Origin of the sequence: Methanothrix thermoacetophila PT, assembly GCF_000014945.1 — an archaeon.
In the GTDB taxonomy this organism is placed as follows: Archaea; Halobacteriota; Methanosarcinia; order Methanotrichales; family Methanotrichaceae; genus Methanothrix_B; species Methanothrix_B thermoacetophila.
This window is the reverse complement of record NC_008553.1, coordinates 109,786-129,117: the sequence shown is the minus strand read 5'-3', so window position 1 is coordinate 129,117 and position 19,332 is coordinate 109,786. Positions and strand designations below refer to the sequence as shown.

Below are 19,332 nucleotides of genomic sequence, written 5' to 3'. Positions count from 1 at the left end.
GAATTATTCAACACAGCACGTTTGTGCGCTGTGTTGATTAACTAATAGCTCTGGAGTCGAATGCTATCGATTTTTGCCAGAATTGGTATTTGTATGAATTCAGTCTCTGCTATCGGATTCTCAAACATTGTTCAACACAGCAGCACAAACGACAACCTATTTATGCAATCGTCTCCAACAATCTTAATATGAAGAGCATGGTGAAGGTTTTTATCGACCACGAACATCTCCTCAAGGTCATGAACATCCTCACAGAAGTGGGAATTACAGGCTTTTACATCTATGAGTACAAGGGGATGTCTCCCGGGGTCTGGAAGGATTTTCGTCTCAGGGAAGATCCGGAGATGACGCTTGATGCGATCAGGAACTTCTCAGAGCCAGGGGTTATGGTGAATACCGTTGTCAGCTCAAACAGATGTGAGCGTCTTGTTCAGAGTCTGGAGCAAGGTTTAAAGGGAAAGAGGTTCACAGTGATCATACAACCGGTGACATCGATAAAGGTCAGAGGAGATTAAGTTTAATGCAGAGCATGAAGGAAGAGGTTGAGTCCACCCTCGAGTCCATAAGGAATGTGCTGAGAATAGAGGGTGGGGATGTAGAGCTTGTGGATATAAACGATGGTGTTGTGTATGTGAAGCTCACGGGGAGCTGCGCAGGATGTCCATTTTCCCAGATGACTCTCAGGAACTTCGTGGAGCGTGAGCTTAAAAAGAACGTATCGGGCGTTAAGGCTGTAGAGTCTGTATAGCTCTACTGCCCCATCAATTGCTTAAAGCATTCTGATCTAAACTAGAACTGCTACGAGGTAATATCTGTGTATCCGAATAAGAAGGTCCAGTCCCTTATAGGCACCAAGATACAGGTTGAGATGAAGGGCTCTCAGAGGCATGTCCTCGAGGGCATACTCAACAGCGTGGATGAGTATCTCAATCTGCACCTCCTGGAGACCGTTGAGATCGTCAACGGAGAGAGAACCAGGTCTCTGGGGTCTGTGATTCTGAGAGGAAACAACATAATACTGATCAGCCCGGCTGAGTAGACTCAGGGAGGAGGGTGTGATGATAGAGGAAGCACTGGAGTATATCAGGTCCAATCCGGATGGAGTTCTCCAGAGCGATCTCTGGAAGGCCCTTGGAATTGACTCGCGAAAATGCTCCCGGATAGTCGCAAAGCTGCTCAAGGATGGGCTGATAACACGGGAGGAGGAGCTCGCCGACGGCGTCAGGACGTATCGGCTCAGGGCAGTCGAGCGGCCGGAGTGCACAGATCGATTCACCCCGCTCATGGCATCTGATATCTTCGATCCATGCGCGGGATGCACCGATGAGTGCGTTCCGGAGCGATGCCCAAAGCTGAGCGAGTGGCTCTTCGCACTGGCGTTCAGCAAGAGCTCCGGAGAGAAACCGCATGCTGCTGCAAGCCTCTGAGCCCTTACGCAGCGGTGCATGCGATCCAGAGCTTCATGTGTATCATCATCTGAGAGATGGATTGAATGAGATGCTGAATTGCTCCATCCCCATCATCTGCCATCCAGCTGAATCAGCAGGGTTGTTGCACTGGGGTGCATATTGTTGTTTCATGCAGGCCGGCACTTCAGCATCTCATTCAGCCCATCCTCAAGCCCATATTCTGGCGCGTACCCAAGCACCTCTCTGGCGAGGGTGATGTCGGCCACAGAATCCCTCACATCACCAGGGCGCGGTTCGGTGTAGATGGGGTGGATATACCTTTTCAGGACTCTTCCTATTGCATCGAGCAACCGGTTCAGGCTTGTGGCATATCCTGTGCCGATGTTGATCGCAAGACCTGGCGCCCCGGGAGACAGGCATGCGAGGATGTTCGCCCGCACGACATCATCAACGTATACAAAATCCCTCGTCTGCTCGCCATCGCCATAGACCACAGGCTGGCTGCCTGAGAGAACCGCATCAATGAACTTCGGGATGACGGCGGCATATTCAGATGCCGGGTCCTGGCCGGGGCCGAAGACGTTGAAGTATCTCAGGGAGACGCACTCGATCCCGTATATCTCATAGAATACCCTGCAGTAATGCTCGCCCACCAGCTTCGTCACAGCATAAGGGCTCATCGGCCTCGGAATCAGACTCTCCCTCTTCGGGAGCTCCGGAGAATCTCCGTAAACGGCAGAGGATGATGCGAACACAACTCTTTTCACACCACAATCCATTGCCGCAACGAGCACAGAGAGCGTCCCATCGATGTTGCTCCTGTTTGTCGCCATGGGATCCATTATCGATCGCTGAACCGATGGAAGGGCGGCCTGATGGAGCACGTAGTCCACAGACTCGAACTCTCTTTTCAGCATCTTGATATCATTTATATCACATTCCACAAACCTGATGCGCCCCTCCAAACCGCGCAGGTTCTCGCGCCGTCCTGTGCTCATATTATCGATGACAGTGACATCATTCTCATCACATAGAGCCCGGACGATGTTCGATCCTATGAATCCTGCACCGCCGGTTACCGCTATTTTCTTGTTCCTCAAAGAGATCCTTCCTCGCAAGACTGGTCGTACAGCAACATGCTCCTTTGAGCACATTATCTTTGCCTGACGGTCTTCATTCGTATACCTGTCTTGCGTATTATTGTGTTCCTCCCAGATCTAACCTGTGACCCTGTTTACCAGAAAAGCACGACATGGGGGCTTAAAGATGTTCTGACACTCCAGCCAACGCCAACCAGCAATACATCCCCTCTGTGAGATTGCAGAATCACCGGGACGGATCAGCATTAATTCGCCAGGAGCGCATCGCATGATTTCAGGAGTAGTTATCAGATAGGTGAGAGCAGGCTGAGTTTCATGCATTTTCTTCAAAATTTATAGAATTTTTAATAATATGAATTGACGTTGCCTTTATATAACATCCAAGCACTCAGTTTTTTGTACAAATAAAATTTTGTACAAAAACAAAAGGAGGTGCAACATGAGATATGTGACAGACATAATGGATGTCATGCAGCTGAAGGAGGATGAGAGAAAGGACCTATCCAGTGTAACGGAGAACTTCGCATTCAGAGCCAGCAGCTACTACCTGTCGCTGATAGACTGGAATGATCCCCAAGATCCCCTCCGAAAAATTGTGATTCCAGATGCAAATGAGATGTACAACTGGGGCACGAAGGACCCATCCAGGGAGAGGTCATATACGGTTTTGCCTGGGCTTCAGCACAAGTACAGACAGACTGCACTTATGCTCGTCAGCAATGCATGTGGATCTCTGTGCAGGTTCTGCTTCCGGAAGAGGATATTCATAGACAGCCATCACGAGACCGCCATCGATCTTCCCAGAGCGCTGGATTACATAAGAGAGCACAGGGAGATAACAAACGTCCTTCTCAGCGGTGGAGATCCCCTCATGCTATCCACAGAAAGACTTGAGGAGATCGTGAGGAGGCTGCGGGATATCGACCACGTGCAGATCATACGCATCGGCACAAAGCTTCCGGTCTACAATCCATTCAGAATTACAGAGGATCCGTCGCTTCTCGAGATTGTGAAGCGCTACAGTCATGAAAACCGGAGGATATATTTCGTGATTCAGTTCAACCACCCGAAGGAGATCTCGAGTGAGACCCTGAAAGCTGTCAGCCAGCTACAGGAGGCAGGCGCAATAACCGTGAGCCAGACACCGCTTCTGAGAGGTGTGAACGACAATCCAGAAACGCTGGCACAGCTCTTCAAGAAGCTCTCTTTCATTGGTGTATCGCCTTACTATGTATTCCAATGCAGGCCGTCTATCGGAAACTACCATTTCCAGGTTCCTGTTGAGACGAGCTACGCGATCGTTGAAAAGGCTAAGTCGATGTGTTCGGGTCTGGCCAAGCGAGCCAAGTTCGTAATGTCACATGCGACAGGGAAGATCGAGGTCGTCGGGCTCACAGACAGGTATGTTTACATGAAGTACGCGCAGGCTGCAGATCCGGAGAATATAGGTATGTTCATGGTCTTCGAAAGGAATCCCGCTGCTTTCTGGTTCGATGACTATTCAGATCCCGTAGATCACCATCGTCTGGATGCGGAGGAGACGAGAGCCGCTGGAGATGTTTACATATCACAATCAGACGATGGCGGTGAACTACACGCAGCGACCACGATGGATTAGAGGGTCTCTACAAGGGCGAGAACTGAATGAACGGCATCTTCCAACGCTTTTGGTGTTGTCCTGCCGACTATATGCATCCACCAGTCTCTCCGATTGGGCGGAACCGTTGGACTGGATACCGGGAATTGGGCAGCACGCTCAATTCTCATCCTCACTCAAGCGCATACACCTGAAATACGCATTCAGCACGCAGACATCATCCTGAGAACCAACCTGCTCGAAGAGCTCGCACGGAGATCCTCTGTAGCATTCCATCTCGTGTATCCTGCATACAGCAATTCCATCTGCAAATGTGAGATGTGGGCATGGTTCACCAGCCCTTTTGAACATGACAGGCATCCTGTGAGTTTTGTCGAGAGTGCCATCTGGCCTTATCGCATCCGGGTTCGGAATGGCGACGTCAAGATGGATGCAGCAGCATCCGCATCTCAGGCATTTCATGGCTCCATGCTCATCTCGGGGCACGTACAGGTTTCTCAGGAACCGCGTCGTTCGGGAGCTGTGTGCTCAAACCATCTTCGAGATCTTCGATGCCATGAGCTTCGCCGGAGCTCTCGGCGCGAGCCATTTTAAAAAGCTCCTGTAGCTAAGCCCGTGCGAATGTATGTCTATGTATCTTTCCAGAAGCGATCTGTCGTCCATGAACATGTTGAAAAGCTGATCTGGAAAGCGGTGCATGATACGGGCCAGAAGGAATGACGCCCTTAGATCGTCTCCGATCTCTCTTTTGCACCTGTGTTGATACTCCACAAGATCGCATCCATCACTGAGATGTTCAGAGGCGACCTGCGCGGCGATCTGGCCGGACCGCACAGCGTAGGCAATTCCCTCTCCTGTGAATGGATCCACCATGCCAGCAGAATCGCCGCATAGCATCGTTCTCCTGCCTCCAAGATATCTGGATGGTCCCGAGAGAGGGATCGTGTGGCCATGGATCCTGCCGCGAAATCCCCTTGCCCTCATGAGTCTGTCCATGATAACTCTTATGTTTGATGATCCAAGACCGCCAGCGCCGACGGAGAGGTAGCTTCCGTGTGGGAACACCCAGGCGTAGCCCCTATCCACCTCCCCGAAGTGTATCTCCATGCAGTCATTGGTCTCTTCGGCCGCTACTTCTGAGACAAGACACACCCCCCTCATTCCATCTCCTGGGCATATCTTCCTGCTCAGCATCCCCGTGTGACCATCCGCCAGCACCAGAAGCCTTCCCTTATAACTCTCCCCTGCCATTATACGGACGCAGCCATCTTCTTCTGATATCCCTGTGGCCTTTTTGCCAAAGAGAACCTCTGCTCCAGCGTCCGCTGCTCTTCTCACGAGAATATCATCGAACACGCTCCTTGTGACAAGTGTTGAGAGCCTTTCGGGCCTTGAGATCTCAGCACACCGATCCCTGAAAAATATCCTTATCCGGGAGACCTCTGCATCAATAACCTCATCTGGAATCCTGAATCTCAGGTATGACCTCGCCTTCTCTGATAGAGCACCACCGCACGGCTTGTAGCGCGGGAATTTCTCCTTCTCTATGAGAAGTACACTCAGGCCGAGCCCGGCGCCTTCAAGAGCAGCAGATGCGCCCGCCGGCCCTCCACCAATCACTATCAGGTCGTACATATGCAGGAGCTAGGCAGCCTTCCTGGAGGCTGAGGATATCAGGCTCTGGTACGCCTCCCGGGCCATATCAGAGACATCGATCTCGAGCTCCCTCGCCACCAGAAGCGCCACTACATCCAGCTCCACCAGCCTCTGGAGCGAGTCCTGCCGCTCGTTTATCATCGCTATGATCTCCTTCCTGCTCATCCCTGTTTTCGAGGATATCATTCTGACCGCTCTTTCGAATATGCCCTCGACGGGAGCGGGTTTAAATCCAACGGGTATCTCGATATCCGCGTTGGAATACACCACGTCCCCATCGATGCGAACCAGCCCCTCATTTTCTGCTTCCATGAGAAGGGCCCTGACCTTCTCTGGAGGCCCCCACTTCATGTCCAGCGAGAGTGCAAATATGAAGTCGCTTATCTTCAGGCTGCTCTTCCCACGCTTCTTGAACGGCAGGGCCACAAGGTACCTCTTCTCCTGATCCAAATGAAACACCCTCTTTTTAGCGATGCCTCGACCCGGGCGGGATTGTGGAGGATCTACAGCTTCAAGCGGTGATTTATAATACAGCATGAATTTCTACGATCACCAGCTCCATGGACTCTTTCCCATGTATATAACACTCTCGCAACGCTCATGCATACGTCATGGCGATCAGGCGTGCTCACATCACAATGAATTCGGGGATGATTTGATCAAAGGCAGTCGCCCTCTCTTATCCCGAGTGGGGTTTCTATTGCCCACGGGACGGGGTCCCGATGATTTGATCAAAGGCAATCGTCCTCTCTTATCCCATGACAGTGCGTGTACATACACACGACTCCAGCAGTATCTCCAAGATCGAGCGGGTGCGTCTTCTCGCTCGGAAGGCATTTATTCCAGCAATTAGAGTTCATATCATGCGATACGTCCTGTTTCTCTTGGCATGTCTGCTGGTGCTGGGCACGGCAGATGCGCTTTTTCAGAATACCTCACCGCAGATGTATATTGATAGGTACAACAGCAATATCGATCAGGCGCCCCAGGCGCTGAGGGAGCTGCTTGGAAGCGAGAGGGTTGAGATCAACATACTCCTCAATAACGGCACGCTCTACATGCTCGGACTGGAAACATCCAAAGGGCGCATAGTGGCTTCTTACCCCGGCGGAATAGATGATCCGACGATAACCATAGAGACATCGGAGAGCACGATCCAGAGGGTAGCCTCGTCTAGCGACCCTGTGGCAGCATTCAAGGACGCGAAAGACAGAGGAGAGGTGAAGATAGAGGCCACCAAGCTCACAACACGGCTCAAGCTTGCGCTCGTTCTGGCGAGTGCGGATGTCTTTAAATACTTTTTAGGAGTCTTCTTCACATAGGGGAGATATCATGAAAGTGCTCGCAATAAACGGAAGCCCCAAGATGGATGATGGGAACACAGCTCGCATACTGAATCCCTTCCTGGACGGCATGCGTGAGGCGGGAGCCGATGTGGAGCTGTTCCACACCAGGAAGCTCAAGATCGGGCCGTGCAACGGCGATATGAGCTGCTGGTTCAGGAACTCAGGAAAATGTGGCCAGAACGACGACATGCAGATGTTATATCCGAAGTTCGAGGATGCTGATGTGATAGTCTGGGCCACGCCTGTATACTTCTCAGGTGTCACCGGTCCGCTCAAGAACCTGATGGACAGGCAGCTCCCGCTTCATGTTCCAGGCACGACGCCGAAGAAGAAGCAGAAGGTGGTTCTGGTCTCATCCTGCGGCGCATGGGAGATCGAGGCGTTCGATCCGATCATTGTACAGATGAGGGCGATATATTCAAGGGATGATGCAGAGTTCATCGCGGCGCTCCTGCGCCCGGGCGCGGAGGCGATGAGGTACATGCCCGAAGGTGCGATGGATGATGTGATCAATGCCGCGAGGGAGGCTGGCAGAGAGCTCGTGAAGACGGGACGAATACCAGAGAGCCTTCTCAAAACGGTGAGCAGACCGCTGATGAGCGAGGATGAGTACATGAAGGCAGGGGAGAAGTTTCTGGAGGAAGCCAGAAAAAATGCATGAGCCTCGCGGGGGATCTGGAAGCCTTTTACTGAATGTTGAAAATCTCGGGGTCGCAGCAATCGCCGGAAGGGCTGGGGCTGTCCGACTCTAGGGGATGCAAGGTGTAACTCTGCCGGTGAATGCAGTCGGTTTATCTGGCGCTGGTTGCGCACGAGGGCCGCTGGAGCCACAGAGTGTGGCGCTATCTCCGGTATTTTTCTATCTCCGGTATTTTTGTTGCTGTCTGCTCATCTGAGGATTCCTATTAACCCCTTTCTTAGATCTGTAGAGGTTGCTGCATATTTGTATCATTAATATTTTATATCAAAATGGCGGGTTTTTAGGAATCCTCATCTGTATGTACTGCTGGCATTCAGGCACACAAACCGAAGTGCTAAATAGCTGATAACAATCTCCATTCAGCAACAGGGAAGAGCTGCAGATGGCAGAGCATTTCTCATTTGAGGTTCTGAAGCGGTCGAGGACGACGCTTGCGAGGCTTGGGGTGATCAGGACGCGCAGGGGGATTATAGAGACACCCCAGTTCATCCCAGTCGCCACCGTGGCATCTGTCAGAGCCCTCGGATCCGATGATCTCAGGGCTCTGGGTGTGCAGGCGATATTCGCAAACACATATCACCTCCATCTGAGGACAGGAGAGGATCTCATCAGGAGGATGGGCGGGCTTCACAGGTTCATGTCGTTTGATGGGCCAATCTTCACAGACTCTGGCGGCTTCCAGGCATTCTCCCTCGGGCTCGGGCGGGAGCACAACATCAGCAAGATAGGAAGCATATTTCCTCACGGAAGACGATCTGCAGAGAGGAGAGAGAACCTGACAAGGATCACGGATGAGGGCGTCGCCTTCAAGTCGCTCGTCGATGGCGGATGGCACTTTATCGATCCCAGGAGCGCTATGAGGATCCAGAGCAGGCTTGGATCTGATATCGTCATGGCATTCGATGAATGCACGTCTCCTCTCTCAGATTACGATTACACCAGGGAGGCGATGGAGAGGACTCACCGCTGGGCTGTGCAGTCGTTGAGATACCACGACAGGAGACAGGCGATATACGGCATCATCCAGGGAGGATGGTTCGAGGATCTGCGCAGGGAGAGCGCTGATTTCATAAAGTCGCTGCCGTTCGATGGGATCGCGATCGGGGGCTCTCTCGGGAACTGCAAGGCAGATATGCATCAGGTTCTGGAGTGGGTGGTGCCGAGGCTGGACGCGCGGCCGAGACACCTCCTGGGAATCGGGGAGATCCCGGACATCTTCGAGTGCGTCGAGAGGGGCATCGACACCTTCGACTGCGTCCATCCGACGAGAATCGCACGCAGGGGCAACCTGTACATATCTCCCGCATCTGGAGGGTGCCTGGAAAACAAGTTCAGGATAAGCATAAAGTCCTCGGTTTTCAAGGACGACAAGAGGCCCGTGGACCCGAGATGCGGGTGCCCAACATGCAGGATGTACAGCAGGGCGTATCTCAGACACCTCTACATCTCGAACGAGCTCTCATACTTCAGAGCCGCCACAGTACATAATGTATACTTCATGCTAAGGCTGATGGAGTCGATAAGAAAATCAATAAGATCTGGGAAGTTCAGCGCGCTAAAGAGAAGGTGGATGAAGGGTGAGCAGGCTCCAGGATGAGCGAACCGATGGCGATCAGGCAGACAGTCGCAGCGCTTATGGAAGATCTCCCCACTACAGTCAAGGCGGAGGGGCTGCTCGCAGGAGGTTCCGTATTGATAAAACACAGGCCGCGATAATCCTCTGCGGGCTTTACATATTCTTCTCACTGGCCGGCAACATAGCCGCGACGAAGGTCACCTACTTCGGGAGACTCGTCATGGATGCTGGCTTCATATACTCCATGACGTTCACGTGGAGGGACCTGATACACAAGCAGCTCGGGATGCGGGCTGCCATAACCACGATCTGGCTCAGCGCGTTAATAAACCTCCTGGCAGCACTTTACTTCCAGATAGTGGTTCTGATGCCGGCGGAGCCTGACTGGGCTGCAAACGGCGGGCAGGCTGCGTGGCAGTTCCTATTCGGGATATTCGAGACATCCGGCGGACCATGGTGGCAGTCGATCTTCTCCCTCCAGCTCAGGATCGTCCTCGGCTCAGTGATAACCATGGTCATAGCAGAGCTCACCGACACAGAGATCTACCACCTCTGGGTCACCGGCTGGGGCAGGAACAGGCCACAGTGGGCCCGGGTTGCAATTTCTAACGCGATATCGATACCCGTGGACAGCATTTTATTTCCGCTGATAGCATTCACCGGAATAATCGGGTTCGATGCGATGATCCAGATGTTCCAGACGAATATCGCTGTGAAGACAATCGTCACGCTTCTATCATTCTGGACGATATACCTGGTGCCTGAGAGGCCGATATTCGAGCAGCATGAATATGATGCAGAACAGATTTGATTTTGTGAGTAATATTTTTTAGTGCTATGCGATAGCGCGCTTCCAGAACATAGAATAATTTAAGTAGATTTCTACCCAAAGTGGAATCATGGACGTACTGGTGCTCTGCATTGACCGCGATGACGATCTGGGCCGGAAGGCCGGCATCAAGAGCCCGGTGGTTGGAAGGGAGGAGAACCTGAACGCGGCTCTCACACTCGGGCTTGCCGATCCGGAGGAGTCCGACACCAACACGATCTTCGGCGGGCTGAAGATTTATGACGAGCTCGCTGCTGAGAGATCTGTTGAGATTGCGACGATAACCGGCGACGAGAAGGTTGGGCTCAGCGCGGACAGGAAGCTTGCAGAGCAGCTCGAGCAGCTCATAGAGCGTCTGGACCCTAAGTCAGTCATTGTTGTATCGGACGGCGCAGAGGATGAGGCGATCCTTCCGATCATACAGTCCAGGATAAAGGTCGACGGTGTTAGACGCATACTGGTTAAGCAGAATCCCAGCATCGAGAGCACATACTACCTGCTGAAGCAGGTATTCACAGACCCGAAGATAAGCCACACGATATTCATCCCACCCGGCCTGGCGCTACTGATGTTCTCCATATTCTACCTGCTGAACTACCCGAACGGGGCGATCATAGCGATAACAGGCTCCGTAGGGCTCTACCTGCTCTTCAGAGGCCTGGGGCTTGACGATTTCCTGGACGAGACGAAGAAGACGCTGAGAGGATCGCTGTACGCAGGCAAGATATCATTCGTCACATACATACTTGCAGGGATGCTGATAATAATAGCCACGATCCAGGGAATAGCGAATGTTTGGTACTCTTACAAAGGACCGATATGGTACGGCTACCTCACACTGCTGATGCTCTTCATAAACGCAAGCGTCTGGTGGTACGTCGCAGCAGGCATCTGCGCCAACGTGGGGAAGCTCATAGATATGCACCTGGAGGGCATAAAGGATCCCAGGACATACTCATATCCATTCTTCCTCTTCGCAACAGGTCTCATATTCTGGGGCGCGAGCATAGTTATATTAGCGAACTTCACACAGGACTTCAGTATGTCACCCCTCAGCTCGATCCAGTACTTTGCGGTCTGCGCCATGGGGGCCATGGCCACAGCCCTACTCGGTATAAAGCTCAAGAGCTACATAGCCAAGAGGAATGGAGCTGGCAGGGAGCTCCTAAAGGAGGGCGTGCAGACGAAGTGCTGATGCGAGAGGCATTTCGCTCCCATCCAGGTGATAGCAAGACGCAAACCCCTGAGGATTCCTAAAACCCGCCTTTTTGCATTAAGTCTGATGTCTCTCAGGCTCCCTGCTGGACCTCTGGAGAAGCACATCGTACAGCCGCTCCCATTCGAGGGTTGTGGAGACGCAGCCTGCTGTGGATAGGGGGACGCCTATGGCCGGTATGCCGTGGCTGTGACAGAGTATGAGCCCCTCCTTTATCTCCATCTCGCACCCGACGCCGACTATTCCCTTCGGATGGTATCTCTGAATGATGCGTTTTATAAAGCTCGATCCCGGAACAACAAAGAACCTGTACCCCCGCGACTCGGCGATTTTTTTCGCCTCCCCTATCCCGCATCTGCCACACCCCACGCATTTTATCCCCTCGGGCGTGAGCTTCGCGGGACACTCGACAGACCGCAGGCACTGGGGCATGAACACGAACCTGTCCCCGACAGGAGTGGCATAGAACTTGCCCCTGTTGATGTAGTTCATCAGAGATATCCCGACATCGTCAACGATCTTGTCGTCTGCGCGGGCCAGCCAAAATATCGCTTTGACGAAGCTCTCCAGAAGGCTTATGCCTATGAGCATCGGCCTGGCCAGGAAATACCTCCTAGTCTTGAAGGAGACGCCGACGAGCAGCGCGATGATGAGAGAGAGGAGAAATGATATGAGAAGAGCGAGCACCACGACCTTTCCAACAAACAGGTAAACCTGATCGACGTAATTCATCGGTTGAGTCTTTGATATAGATGATATTAATCTTACTTCGAGCGGATTTCCGAGAACCTGCCTCAAGACCGTGTTCACCATGCCTCCACGCATGCCTGCGATCACATGCTGACTCCAAGCATCCGTGTTTGCTCAATTTGCTTGCCATTTTGTCCCTGAACTCATCCCAAACCCGCATGCGACTGAAGAGACACTAAAAAAATGAAAACAGCGTTATCAGTGCGACAGGAGATCCGGCAGTGCATGGGATAGGGGAGCGCCTGTCGAAGTGGTTGCTGTTTTTGAGATCTGCTCTATGATACTGAGATCCTCCTAGATCTGCAGCTCCCGCCTCCCAGCAGACACACAACCAGAGACGCGAGGAGGACTGCCATCACCCCCGTCAGGAATATACCGTCGAATATGCCGGCGCCGCCGATCGAGAGTGCAAGGGGTCGGGGATACGCAGATGGAGGGGCAAGCGCTGGCAGGACCCCTGGCGTGAGCAGGTTCATCACATCCGCGCCTAGCAGGGTGCCGATCGAACCGCTGATGTACGCGATCGCCGGCGCGGTTCTGTATCCCCTGCAGAGGACGACCGCCACCAGTGCAGCCGATACCGGAGGGATGTACACGGGAAGGGTTATGCCCACATTCGGCACCGGCTCCGCCATTGTGTACGTGAGGATTGCCACGACCACTGCTCCAAGCAGGGCTGTCGAGACCGGCGCTCTGTGCCGCCTGAGGAGATCTATGCTCACGAGAACCGGCACAATGCATCCGCCGACGTTGACCAGCAGGCGCACCGGATGGAAGCTCACAGGAACGTCCATGGTCCCCATCAGATCGACCATGAACGCAGGATATGTTGTTATAACCCCACTGTGCAGCGGGATATCTATCATGCTCCCAATTATCGAGCCGAAGACCATAAGGCTCGCGTGCCAGTGGCCGAAGCCGATCTGTTCGAATGCCTCCTCTGTGATGCGTATGAAGAGGTATATGAATATCAGCGGGAGGGCCAGCAGCAGAATAACAAGGAGTAGGAAGAAGGGGATCATCAACTCCAGCATATCTCATCCACCACTCATCGCGTCTCGCATGCAGGCAGCTTTTTCTCGATCACATCGCCATTCGGGCTGGTTTCGGAGAAGATCTGTGCCTCGAAGCACTCGATCACCGTATCATCGTCGAGCCATGCATCAACCGGAAGCCCAGCCTTGAGGCACGTCTGACAGAGAAAGTCCACTGAGTCGAAGCCGTACTCCGGTGCAACCTGCGGGAGGAGCAGACCGGAGCACATTCCCCTGGTGACGATCAGCCCATGCCTGCCGATCTGAACCCTCTCGGGCAGCGTTTTTTTATCGCCATCCATCACCTGAGGCTCGGTGAGGACCGTCACCTCTATCGTTATTTCATCGAGCTCCTCCGGACGGACCCTGGGGAACCTGGGATCTCGCGTGCCGGCATTAATCGCGGAATCGACAATCGCCTTTCCGAGCGGGAGGACTGCTCTGGGATATCCTATACACCCACGCAGCTCTCCATCCTTCTCCAGGGTCACAAAAACGCCCCGCCTCTCGTTGAAGACTCCAGGGAGATCATGCGGATTTATGATCTCTTTCCTGTGGACGTAAGCTGTCAGCGCATCCCTGGCCAGCCTGACCGCCCTTCTTCCTTCCTCCAGTGTGAGCATAAATAAGAATTGATGCATATCGGATTAAAATCTTGTGAATTGCAGGAAGGACCTGTCCGAATGAGGATTAGTGTCTCAGACATCCAAAAGCAGTAAGGCCCGGCTTCTGGCTTAAGCTCTTATTCGGACACGTCCTGCAGGAAGAACATATCTGAATAAGATGCGGAAGCCAAAAATAATGTGCCTTAGAGATCTTGTTTGCCACAATTACTTTTTGCTTATTCGGACAGGTCCTGCGGGAATAATGCATGCCCATGTGGCACAAACGATTGCGTGGAGATCGATCTAGGGGAGAGCGATGTAATGCAAATACAAAGGCGGAGAGGTCAGAGGAACCTGATGCCTCTGGGCATCTCCCCGAACCTCTTCCGGAACTCGTCAGGCCAGTTATCGGGATCCAGACCTTTCTGTCCCAGAAAGACGCTGGTCCATCTCTCCAGACCAACCCCGCTGCATCCGCTCCACAGGCTCTCGCCGCTCTGCGCCTTCACAGAGAACCCCTTCGGGTACTTCTCGCCGTTCACGGAGAGGTTCTGGAACTCGATCCAGTTGCCGCTGTATGGAAGCAGCGCCTCGTAATCTATGGTGCCGGCGCCCTCCATCTCGGCGAGGCCTGTTCTGCCTTCCTGCGCCATGAACCATGGAGTGACCCAGGCCATGCGCCAACGCAGCTCCAGTATCTCCTCGAAGATGTGCTTGTACCTCTCCTTGAGCCGCTCCGCCTCCTCCATGACCTGCTGCTTTGTGCCGAGCCAGACGATCTCTATCCTGTGGAACTCGTCGACGCGCTCTATGCCATGAATGCCACCTGACTCATATCTGTGGCTCGTCCCGGACCTGTCGAAGACCTTTATCGGGAGCTCGTCATTCGGGAGCGTGGCGCCCTGGAGGAAGACCCAGAATGTGGGGCACTGAGCATAGCACATGCCTCCGATCGGGTAGTCGATCTTCTCCTTTATCAGATCGAGCGGGATCTCATGTGTCACCTTATAATAATCAATGACCTCCTCCCAGAACGCCGGGTCCCTGCTCTTGGGCGGGCACACGTAGTATATCTCAGGGTAGACCCCCTGCGCATGCCCGCTCCTCTTCCACACATCCCATGTGTCGAGCTTGGGAAATATCATCTCCCTGTATCCGAGGGGCACAAGAATCTCCTCGAGCACGATCCTCTCGAACGTCCTGAAGAGATGCGTTGACTGCGGGCCGTGTATCCACTGACCTCTCGCAGATCCGTGCTTTATCCATCCTCTCTTCACCATCTCCTGCGTGGGATCGCCACTGAACTTGAACTCCCTCGGCGGGCTCTCCCACAGCAACTCCCAGTGCTCGGCCTTTCCGCCGTAGCTCTGGAGCTTTTCCTCAAGGAGGTTGACAATCCTGTCCGGGATGCGGTTCTCTAGCATCCATGTCCATCCGCGCTTCGGATCCTCGACGCCCAAGATCAGCGTGAGGAGACCATCCTCGTATCTCGACTCCCTGACATAGGGAATCCTGTGGGTTATCTGGCGATTGGACTCGATCTGTATCTCGAATCTGCTGACGTTTATACCCCTGATCCCCAGCCTGTGTTTTCTGCCAAGCAGGTTCGCCAGCGGTTTTCTCAGCCTGAGAAGGGCATCATGCGCCCTTACATATCTATCGCTCTCTATCTTTATCTCCAGTTGGTCCCCCGTGATCCTCCAGCCAGCGACCTTCGCGCCCATGCCCTCAGGCGCCCCCTTCTTAAGGAGGTCCACAGCCTGCTTTTCGAAGAACTCAGCGAGATCGCCCTCAGCATTTGCGGCATCGCCGCTAAGCTTCAGGCTTACCTCTAAATGGAATTTCATCTCAAACCTCCGAGGAGCCAATGGCCTCCTCAGCCACCTTGATGTTCATGAGCAGATCATCGACCGTGGAGAGCACGGTGCCGATTCTCTCAGCACGGAGCTCTATGATCAGCTCATCATCCTGCACGGAAACGTTCATGCTGGGAAGGTTGTCCGGCTCCAGTGCCTTTGATATCTCCTGCACATCACTGCCCGAGAATATGAGCTTTACATATATCATCGCTTCAGCTGACCACCGATGATCTCATTCAGCTTCAGGAGAAACTGCTTCTCAGTGCCGGGCGGTATTGAGGCGCCGCTTGCTATGCTGTGCCCGCCGCCCTTTCCGCCAACGCTTTCCGCGGCCGCTCTCAAAGCTATGGACAGGTCCAGCCCTCTCCTTATGAGCGGCCTGTTACCTCTCGCAGAGACCCTGACGGTGCCGTCTTTGTTATTCAGAACTATGAGCGGTTTATCGGTGTACAGATACCTTATGCCGAGACCCGCTATGACCCCTCCGCCGTGGAGGTTCTCTGCTATCAGGTACCTTATGTTCTCCATCTCTGTACTGTTCCTGCGAAGCAGATCTATGCCTGCGAGAATCTCCTTTCTGTAATCATCTGCGATCCTTCTTGCCTCAGGTAGCGCAGACCTGTCACGCAGACACAGCGTCAGCCCGATCCCAGGCCTCTCGAGGCGACCGCACGCGTTCAGGAGGAGGACAAGCTCAAAGGCGTTCTCAACGACCTCTCTCTTCAGCCGTATCGCCTCTCCTATCACAGAATCCGCCGCGAAGCTCCCCTGCATGAGAAGCTTGAGAACCAGTGCAGTTGATATCCTCGTAAGAGGCTCGCCCCTGAGATCCTCTACCCTACCATCAACACCGATCTCTCCCAGGAACGCCCTCACCCGCTCCGGATCTCCAGTGAAGTCGAGCAGCGGCTCGATGGATCGCTCGAAGACCTTCGAGATGTCACCATCCTCTGCCATCTTGAGGCCAGGTCGCACCTCGACCGCGCCCGCTGCAATCCCCTCTTCAAGTATGTGCCTGTTCGCGCCGATCATCGCCTGCCTGTCGCCGATTGCGCCCACAAGCGCAAGCCCTGCGAGGTCTCTGTTATCCCCCATCTTTCTCACGACAGAGTAGACGACCCCTGATGCGCTTATCTCAAAGGCACCATCGATGCCGAAGTTGTGGGGATTAAGAGAGATACAGTTCAGAGAGCCGACAGGTTTGTGGTGGTCGAGCACAAAGACCTCGCCCTTTATTCCGGATATCACATCAGGCTGGCCGCTGCCCATGTCGCAGAAGACAATGGGAGGCTTCAGGCCCTCAATGGTATCTGCAGTCAGACGCTGCGTGAGCCTGGCCTGGAAAGGGATTCCAGCACGAGCAAGAGCGTTGCAGATCAAGCCTGCTGACGATATGCCGTCTGCATCATCGTGTGAGACCACAACAACCCGATCACACTGGAGAATGGCCCTTGCTATGGTCTCCGCGGCTTTCTCGAACGCATTCATGATCACTGCTTTGAGGATATCTGAATTTCAGCGGTCTCAGGCCTGTATTCCCATGTTGCCGGAAGCCTGCCAACCTGCTTGTAGTACCTCACAAGCCTGCGGATCTTGCTCTCAACGAGCTGGAGGGCTCTCTTGTTGTGTATATCCTTGGTCCTCGGAAGCCTGCTTATGCTCGTATCACTCACTGTGCCTCTCGGTTGAGCTCTGAGAAGATGCCTCCTGAGCCTAAGCGCTTTTCTCATAAGGTTGCTCAGATCCTCAGGTATCTCCGGGAGTGCATTCCTATCTCTCAGGAAGCTGCTCAGGCTCTTTCCGAGGATAAGCTTCAAATTCGGCACGCCATACTGATCCCTGAGCGTGAGCCCGATCATCGCATTCGACATCCCCCTCTCATGGAGGGTCATTATGGTCTTCTCGAGCTCCTCCTTGCTCACATCACACCACTCAGGCAGCTTGTCCACCACTGGTGGTCTCGATCCAGATGAACCCTTCTTACGACTGTGCATTCTGGCCATTTCAAATCCTCATCATACAATAAGTGCGAAGGCAGAAGGATCATTGCAACTCAGAATAAAAAGCTTGCGTTGTTCGCGGGTTTCATGGAAGAGAGATGCAAGAGATGGCAGCAGCCCATCTTCTTTTGTGTGCTTACCTCGGGCTGGAGCATCAGATCCAGAAGGCTTCATAGAGCATCACGCCGAGGCATCCGGTTCCTGGAATCGAGATCGCCGATTGTATCCCGCGAATAGAACAGCATCTCACCAAACCGCATCTCTCAAAAGAGTGCGGGGGATGGGATTCGAACCCACGAACTCCTGCGAGACTGGACCCTGAATCCAGCGCCTTTGACCTGACTTGGCAACCCCCGCATCACGATGTATGCGATCACATCCCGCACACGAAGCGCGGGTCTCAAATTCATTTCTGTCAGGCGCTGTCATCCGCTGTGGGATGTCCCACACATCTCAAAGGACATGCAGTTCAGACCGCTCCGACCCCGCTCCTCCCTGCCGGGAGCATCTGGCCAGAGGAGCATCTCCTTGGAGCTCTTCCCTGCCCTGACAGCGAAGTTGACTCACGATCAAAGAATAAAAGGATTACGCATAACCAGGGGAATCATCGGGTTCGGACGATGGACCCTTGTTATGCACACCGCCCTCTGGATAAGAGGCCTGCGGATGGTGTGAACCGCAGACCGGAGAGAGCGATTTCGGGAATGAACACGAGATCCAGCCGGGCACAAGCTTAAAATAAGAATCGGTTATACCAGGCATCGCGGATGGGGGGAAAGGATGGCTTGGCCTGGCCTGTTGGGAGATTCAGGATGTAGGAGGTCGTGCGATCAGGCCTAAAAGCGAAAGGATCGGTATAGAGATGAGAAAAAAGCTGGTATCCATGTTGCTGCTTCTTGTGATATTCACTGGACTCTGCAGCGCTGCAAACTACATGTACGAGAAGTCGGTAGTGAAGGGCGTGGGGTACAGGAACCTGGAGATCGTGATATCCACGCAGTACGGGTACAGCGGAGCAAAGCTCGTCGAGAAGCAGTCGGGAAGCGGCAACGTGAACTCGAGGATAGAGCTCGAGGCAGAGAGGCAGCTGAGCAGTGGCTACGATCCGCTCTACACGTCCTGTGACTACCCGACCGGCAGCGATTACCCAATGGACTACATCAACTTCACATCGGAGCAGGATCTCGAGTACATGCCCGTGAGCTACCAGACGGGCACATACGATCAGAAGTGGATAGACAAGCTGTGCGTCCAGAACTACAGGATCGGTGCAGTTGTGACAGAGATGTACACACACGCTGAGCATCTTCAGAAGAGCACGGAGATCAAGACGAGAGCATACGGATTCGGTAATGGATACGCCGATAATGTGAACAGCTGCTGCACAGGAGTGCTTGAGGCCAACATCAACAGCAACGTGATCGGTGTCGCTCACATCGGATGGATGTCAAGAGAGCCAGAGGCACAGGATATAGTCAAGGGCAGGCACGTCGAGTACGGCCGGAGCATTGAGGATCTAACAGGTGTTTTCTCAATAGAGAAGTTCATCCAGCTCTGGGGCAACTCGACATGCGGCGCGATAAGCGTTGACTGGCTGCCTTGCATATAAGATGACAAAAAAAAGATCCCGCACCATCGCGGGGTCGTGGCTTTTT

General features: G+C 53.4%; 22 protein-coding genes and 1 tRNA gene. 11 read left to right on the top strand and 12 right to left on the bottom strand.

The features are described 5' to 3' along the window. The first annotated feature begins 188 nt into the window (after window positions 1–188). The 4 genes from MTHE_RS00730 to MTHE_RS00715 all read left to right on the top strand — a co-directional run bounded on the left by MTHE_RS00730 (window position 189) and on the right by MTHE_RS00715 (window position 1,427). On the top strand, window positions 189–515 hold the full coding sequence (locus MTHE_RS00730; RefSeq protein ID WP_175265651.1) for an MJ1244 family protein: 327 nt from the start codon (window positions 189–191) through the stop codon (window positions 513–515). Between the two features lie 14 nt (window positions 516–529). Then, the gene (locus MTHE_RS00725; protein WP_175265650.1) at window positions 530–748 is read left to right on the top strand and encodes a NifU family protein; all 219 of its coding nucleotides are present in this window, start codon (window positions 530–532) and stop codon (window positions 746–748) included. 66 nt (window positions 749–814) lie between these two features. Continuing rightward, window positions 815–1,039, top strand: a complete 225-nt coding sequence (locus tag MTHE_RS00720; RefSeq protein ID WP_011695337.1) for an LSM domain-containing protein — start codon at window positions 815–817, stop codon at window positions 1,037–1,039. A 19-nt stretch (window positions 1,040–1,058) separates the two neighbouring features. Next, window positions 1,059–1,427, top strand: a complete 369-nt coding sequence (locus MTHE_RS00715) for a helix-turn-helix transcriptional regulator (protein WP_011695336.1) — start codon at window positions 1,059–1,061, stop codon at window positions 1,425–1,427. A gap of 149 nt (window positions 1,428–1,576) precedes the next feature. Here the strand turns inward: MTHE_RS00715 and MTHE_RS00710 are convergent, their stop codons facing one another. Beyond that, window positions 1,577–2,509, bottom strand: a complete 933-nt coding sequence (locus tag MTHE_RS00710; RefSeq protein WP_011695335.1) for an SDR family oxidoreductase — start codon at window positions 2,507–2,509, stop codon at window positions 1,577–1,579. Window positions 2,510–2,948: 439 nt separating this feature from the next. On the opposite strand from MTHE_RS00710, the gene MTHE_RS00705 reads away from it, so the two are divergent. Continuing rightward, window positions 2,949–4,127 carry a KamA family radical SAM protein gene (locus MTHE_RS00705; RefSeq protein WP_011695334.1) on the top strand — a complete coding sequence of 393 codons (1,179 nt, stop codon included), beginning with the start codon at window positions 2,949–2,951 and terminating at the stop codon, window positions 4,125–4,127. Window positions 4,128–4,265: 138 nt separating this feature from the next. Here MTHE_RS00705 and MTHE_RS00700 read toward each other — a convergent pair whose 3' ends face one another. The 3 genes from MTHE_RS00700 to MTHE_RS00690 all read right to left on the bottom strand — a co-directional run bounded on the left by MTHE_RS00700 (window position 4,266) and on the right by MTHE_RS00690 (window position 6,221). After that, window positions 4,266–4,568, bottom strand: coding sequence for a hypothetical protein (locus MTHE_RS00700; RefSeq protein ID WP_011695333.1), 303 nt, complete (start codon window positions 4,566–4,568; stop codon window positions 4,266–4,268). A 66-nt stretch (window positions 4,569–4,634) separates the two neighbouring features. Next, the gene (locus tag MTHE_RS00695; protein WP_011695332.1) at window positions 4,635–5,741 is read right to left on the bottom strand and encodes an NAD(P)/FAD-dependent oxidoreductase; all 1,107 of its coding nucleotides are present in this window, start codon (window positions 5,739–5,741) and stop codon (window positions 4,635–4,637) included. 9 nt (window positions 5,742–5,750) lie between these two features. Further along, window positions 5,751–6,221 (bottom strand): DUF2240 family protein, encoded by a 471-nt coding sequence (locus tag MTHE_RS00690; RefSeq protein WP_011695331.1) that lies wholly within the window; start codon window positions 6,219–6,221, stop codon window positions 5,751–5,753. A 404-nt stretch (window positions 6,222–6,625) separates the two neighbouring features. Between MTHE_RS00690 and MTHE_RS00685 the strand changes: the two genes are divergently transcribed. The 5 genes from MTHE_RS00685 to MTHE_RS00665 all read left to right on the top strand — a co-directional run bounded on the left by MTHE_RS00685 (window position 6,626) and on the right by MTHE_RS00665 (window position 11,408). Beyond that, window positions 6,626–7,084 carry a hypothetical protein gene (locus MTHE_RS00685; RefSeq protein WP_175265646.1) on the top strand — a complete coding sequence of 153 codons (459 nt, stop codon included), beginning with the start codon at window positions 6,626–6,628 and terminating at the stop codon, window positions 7,082–7,084. A gap of 10 nt (window positions 7,085–7,094) precedes the next feature. Then, a complete protein-coding gene (locus tag MTHE_RS00680; RefSeq protein WP_011695329.1) occupies window positions 7,095–7,769 on the top strand; it encodes a flavodoxin family protein in 675 nt (224 codons plus the stop codon). 421 nt (window positions 7,770–8,190) lie between these two features. After that, window positions 8,191–9,405, top strand: a complete 1,215-nt coding sequence (gene tgt / locus MTHE_RS00675) for a tRNA guanosine(34) transglycosylase Tgt (protein ID WP_011695328.1) — start codon at window positions 8,191–8,193, stop codon at window positions 9,403–9,405. Further along, window positions 9,386–10,195: a VUT family protein gene (locus tag MTHE_RS00670; protein WP_011695327.1), complete on the top strand. Its 810-nt coding sequence runs from the start codon at window positions 9,386–9,388 to the stop codon at window positions 10,193–10,195. Before tgt ends, MTHE_RS00670 begins: the two co-directional genes overlap by 20 nt. 88 nt (window positions 10,196–10,283) lie before the next feature. Next, window positions 10,284–11,408: a DUF373 family protein gene (locus tag MTHE_RS00665; protein ID WP_011695326.1), complete on the top strand. Its 1,125-nt coding sequence runs from the start codon at window positions 10,284–10,286 to the stop codon at window positions 11,406–11,408. Between the two features lie 78 nt (window positions 11,409–11,486). Here the strand turns inward: MTHE_RS00665 and MTHE_RS00660 are convergent, their stop codons facing one another. The 8 genes from MTHE_RS00660 to MTHE_RS00625 all read right to left on the bottom strand — a co-directional run bounded on the left by MTHE_RS00660 (window position 11,487) and on the right by MTHE_RS00625 (window position 18,034). Beyond that, entirely contained in the window at window positions 11,487–12,161 is a 675-nt protein-coding gene (locus tag MTHE_RS00660; RefSeq protein WP_175265645.1) for a DUF116 domain-containing protein, read from the bottom strand. Window positions 12,162–12,454: 293 nt separating this feature from the next. Beyond that, on the bottom strand, window positions 12,455–13,213 hold the full coding sequence (locus MTHE_RS00655) for a DUF1614 domain-containing protein (RefSeq protein ID WP_011695324.1): 759 nt from the start codon (window positions 13,211–13,213) through the stop codon (window positions 12,455–12,457). Window positions 13,214–13,227: 14 nt separating this feature from the next. After that, window positions 13,228–13,836, bottom strand: a complete 609-nt coding sequence (locus MTHE_RS00650) for a TIGR00296 family protein (RefSeq protein WP_175265644.1) — start codon at window positions 13,834–13,836, stop codon at window positions 13,228–13,230. Window positions 13,837–14,162: 326 nt separating this feature from the next. Then, window positions 14,163–15,665 (bottom strand): serine--tRNA ligase, encoded by a 1,503-nt coding sequence (locus MTHE_RS00645; protein WP_011695322.1) that lies wholly within the window; start codon window positions 15,663–15,665, stop codon window positions 14,163–14,165. A 1-nt stretch (window position 15,666) separates the two neighbouring features. After that, window positions 15,667–15,885: a KEOPS complex subunit Pcc1 gene (locus MTHE_RS00640; RefSeq protein WP_011695321.1), complete on the bottom strand. Its 219-nt coding sequence runs from the start codon at window positions 15,883–15,885 to the stop codon at window positions 15,667–15,669. After that, on the bottom strand, window positions 15,882–17,165 hold the full coding sequence (locus tag MTHE_RS00635; RefSeq protein WP_011695320.1) for a DHHA1 domain-containing protein: 1,284 nt from the start codon (window positions 17,163–17,165) through the stop codon (window positions 15,882–15,884). Before MTHE_RS00635 ends, MTHE_RS00640 begins: the two co-directional genes overlap by 4 nt. 2 nt (window positions 17,166–17,167) lie before the next feature. Continuing rightward, window positions 17,168–17,680: a 30S ribosomal protein S15 gene (locus tag MTHE_RS00630; protein WP_011695319.1), complete on the bottom strand. Its 513-nt coding sequence runs from the start codon at window positions 17,678–17,680 to the stop codon at window positions 17,168–17,170. 269 nt (window positions 17,681–17,949) lie between these two features. Beyond that, a tRNA-Leu gene (locus MTHE_RS00625) sits at window positions 17,950–18,034 on the bottom strand. 505 nt (window positions 18,035–18,539) lie between these two features. Between MTHE_RS00625 and MTHE_RS00620 the strand changes: the two genes are divergently transcribed. Next, on the top strand, window positions 18,540–19,286 hold the full coding sequence (locus tag MTHE_RS00620; protein ID WP_011695318.1) for a hypothetical protein: 747 nt from the start codon (window positions 18,540–18,542) through the stop codon (window positions 19,284–19,286). Window positions 19,287–19,332: the final 46 nt, after the last annotated feature.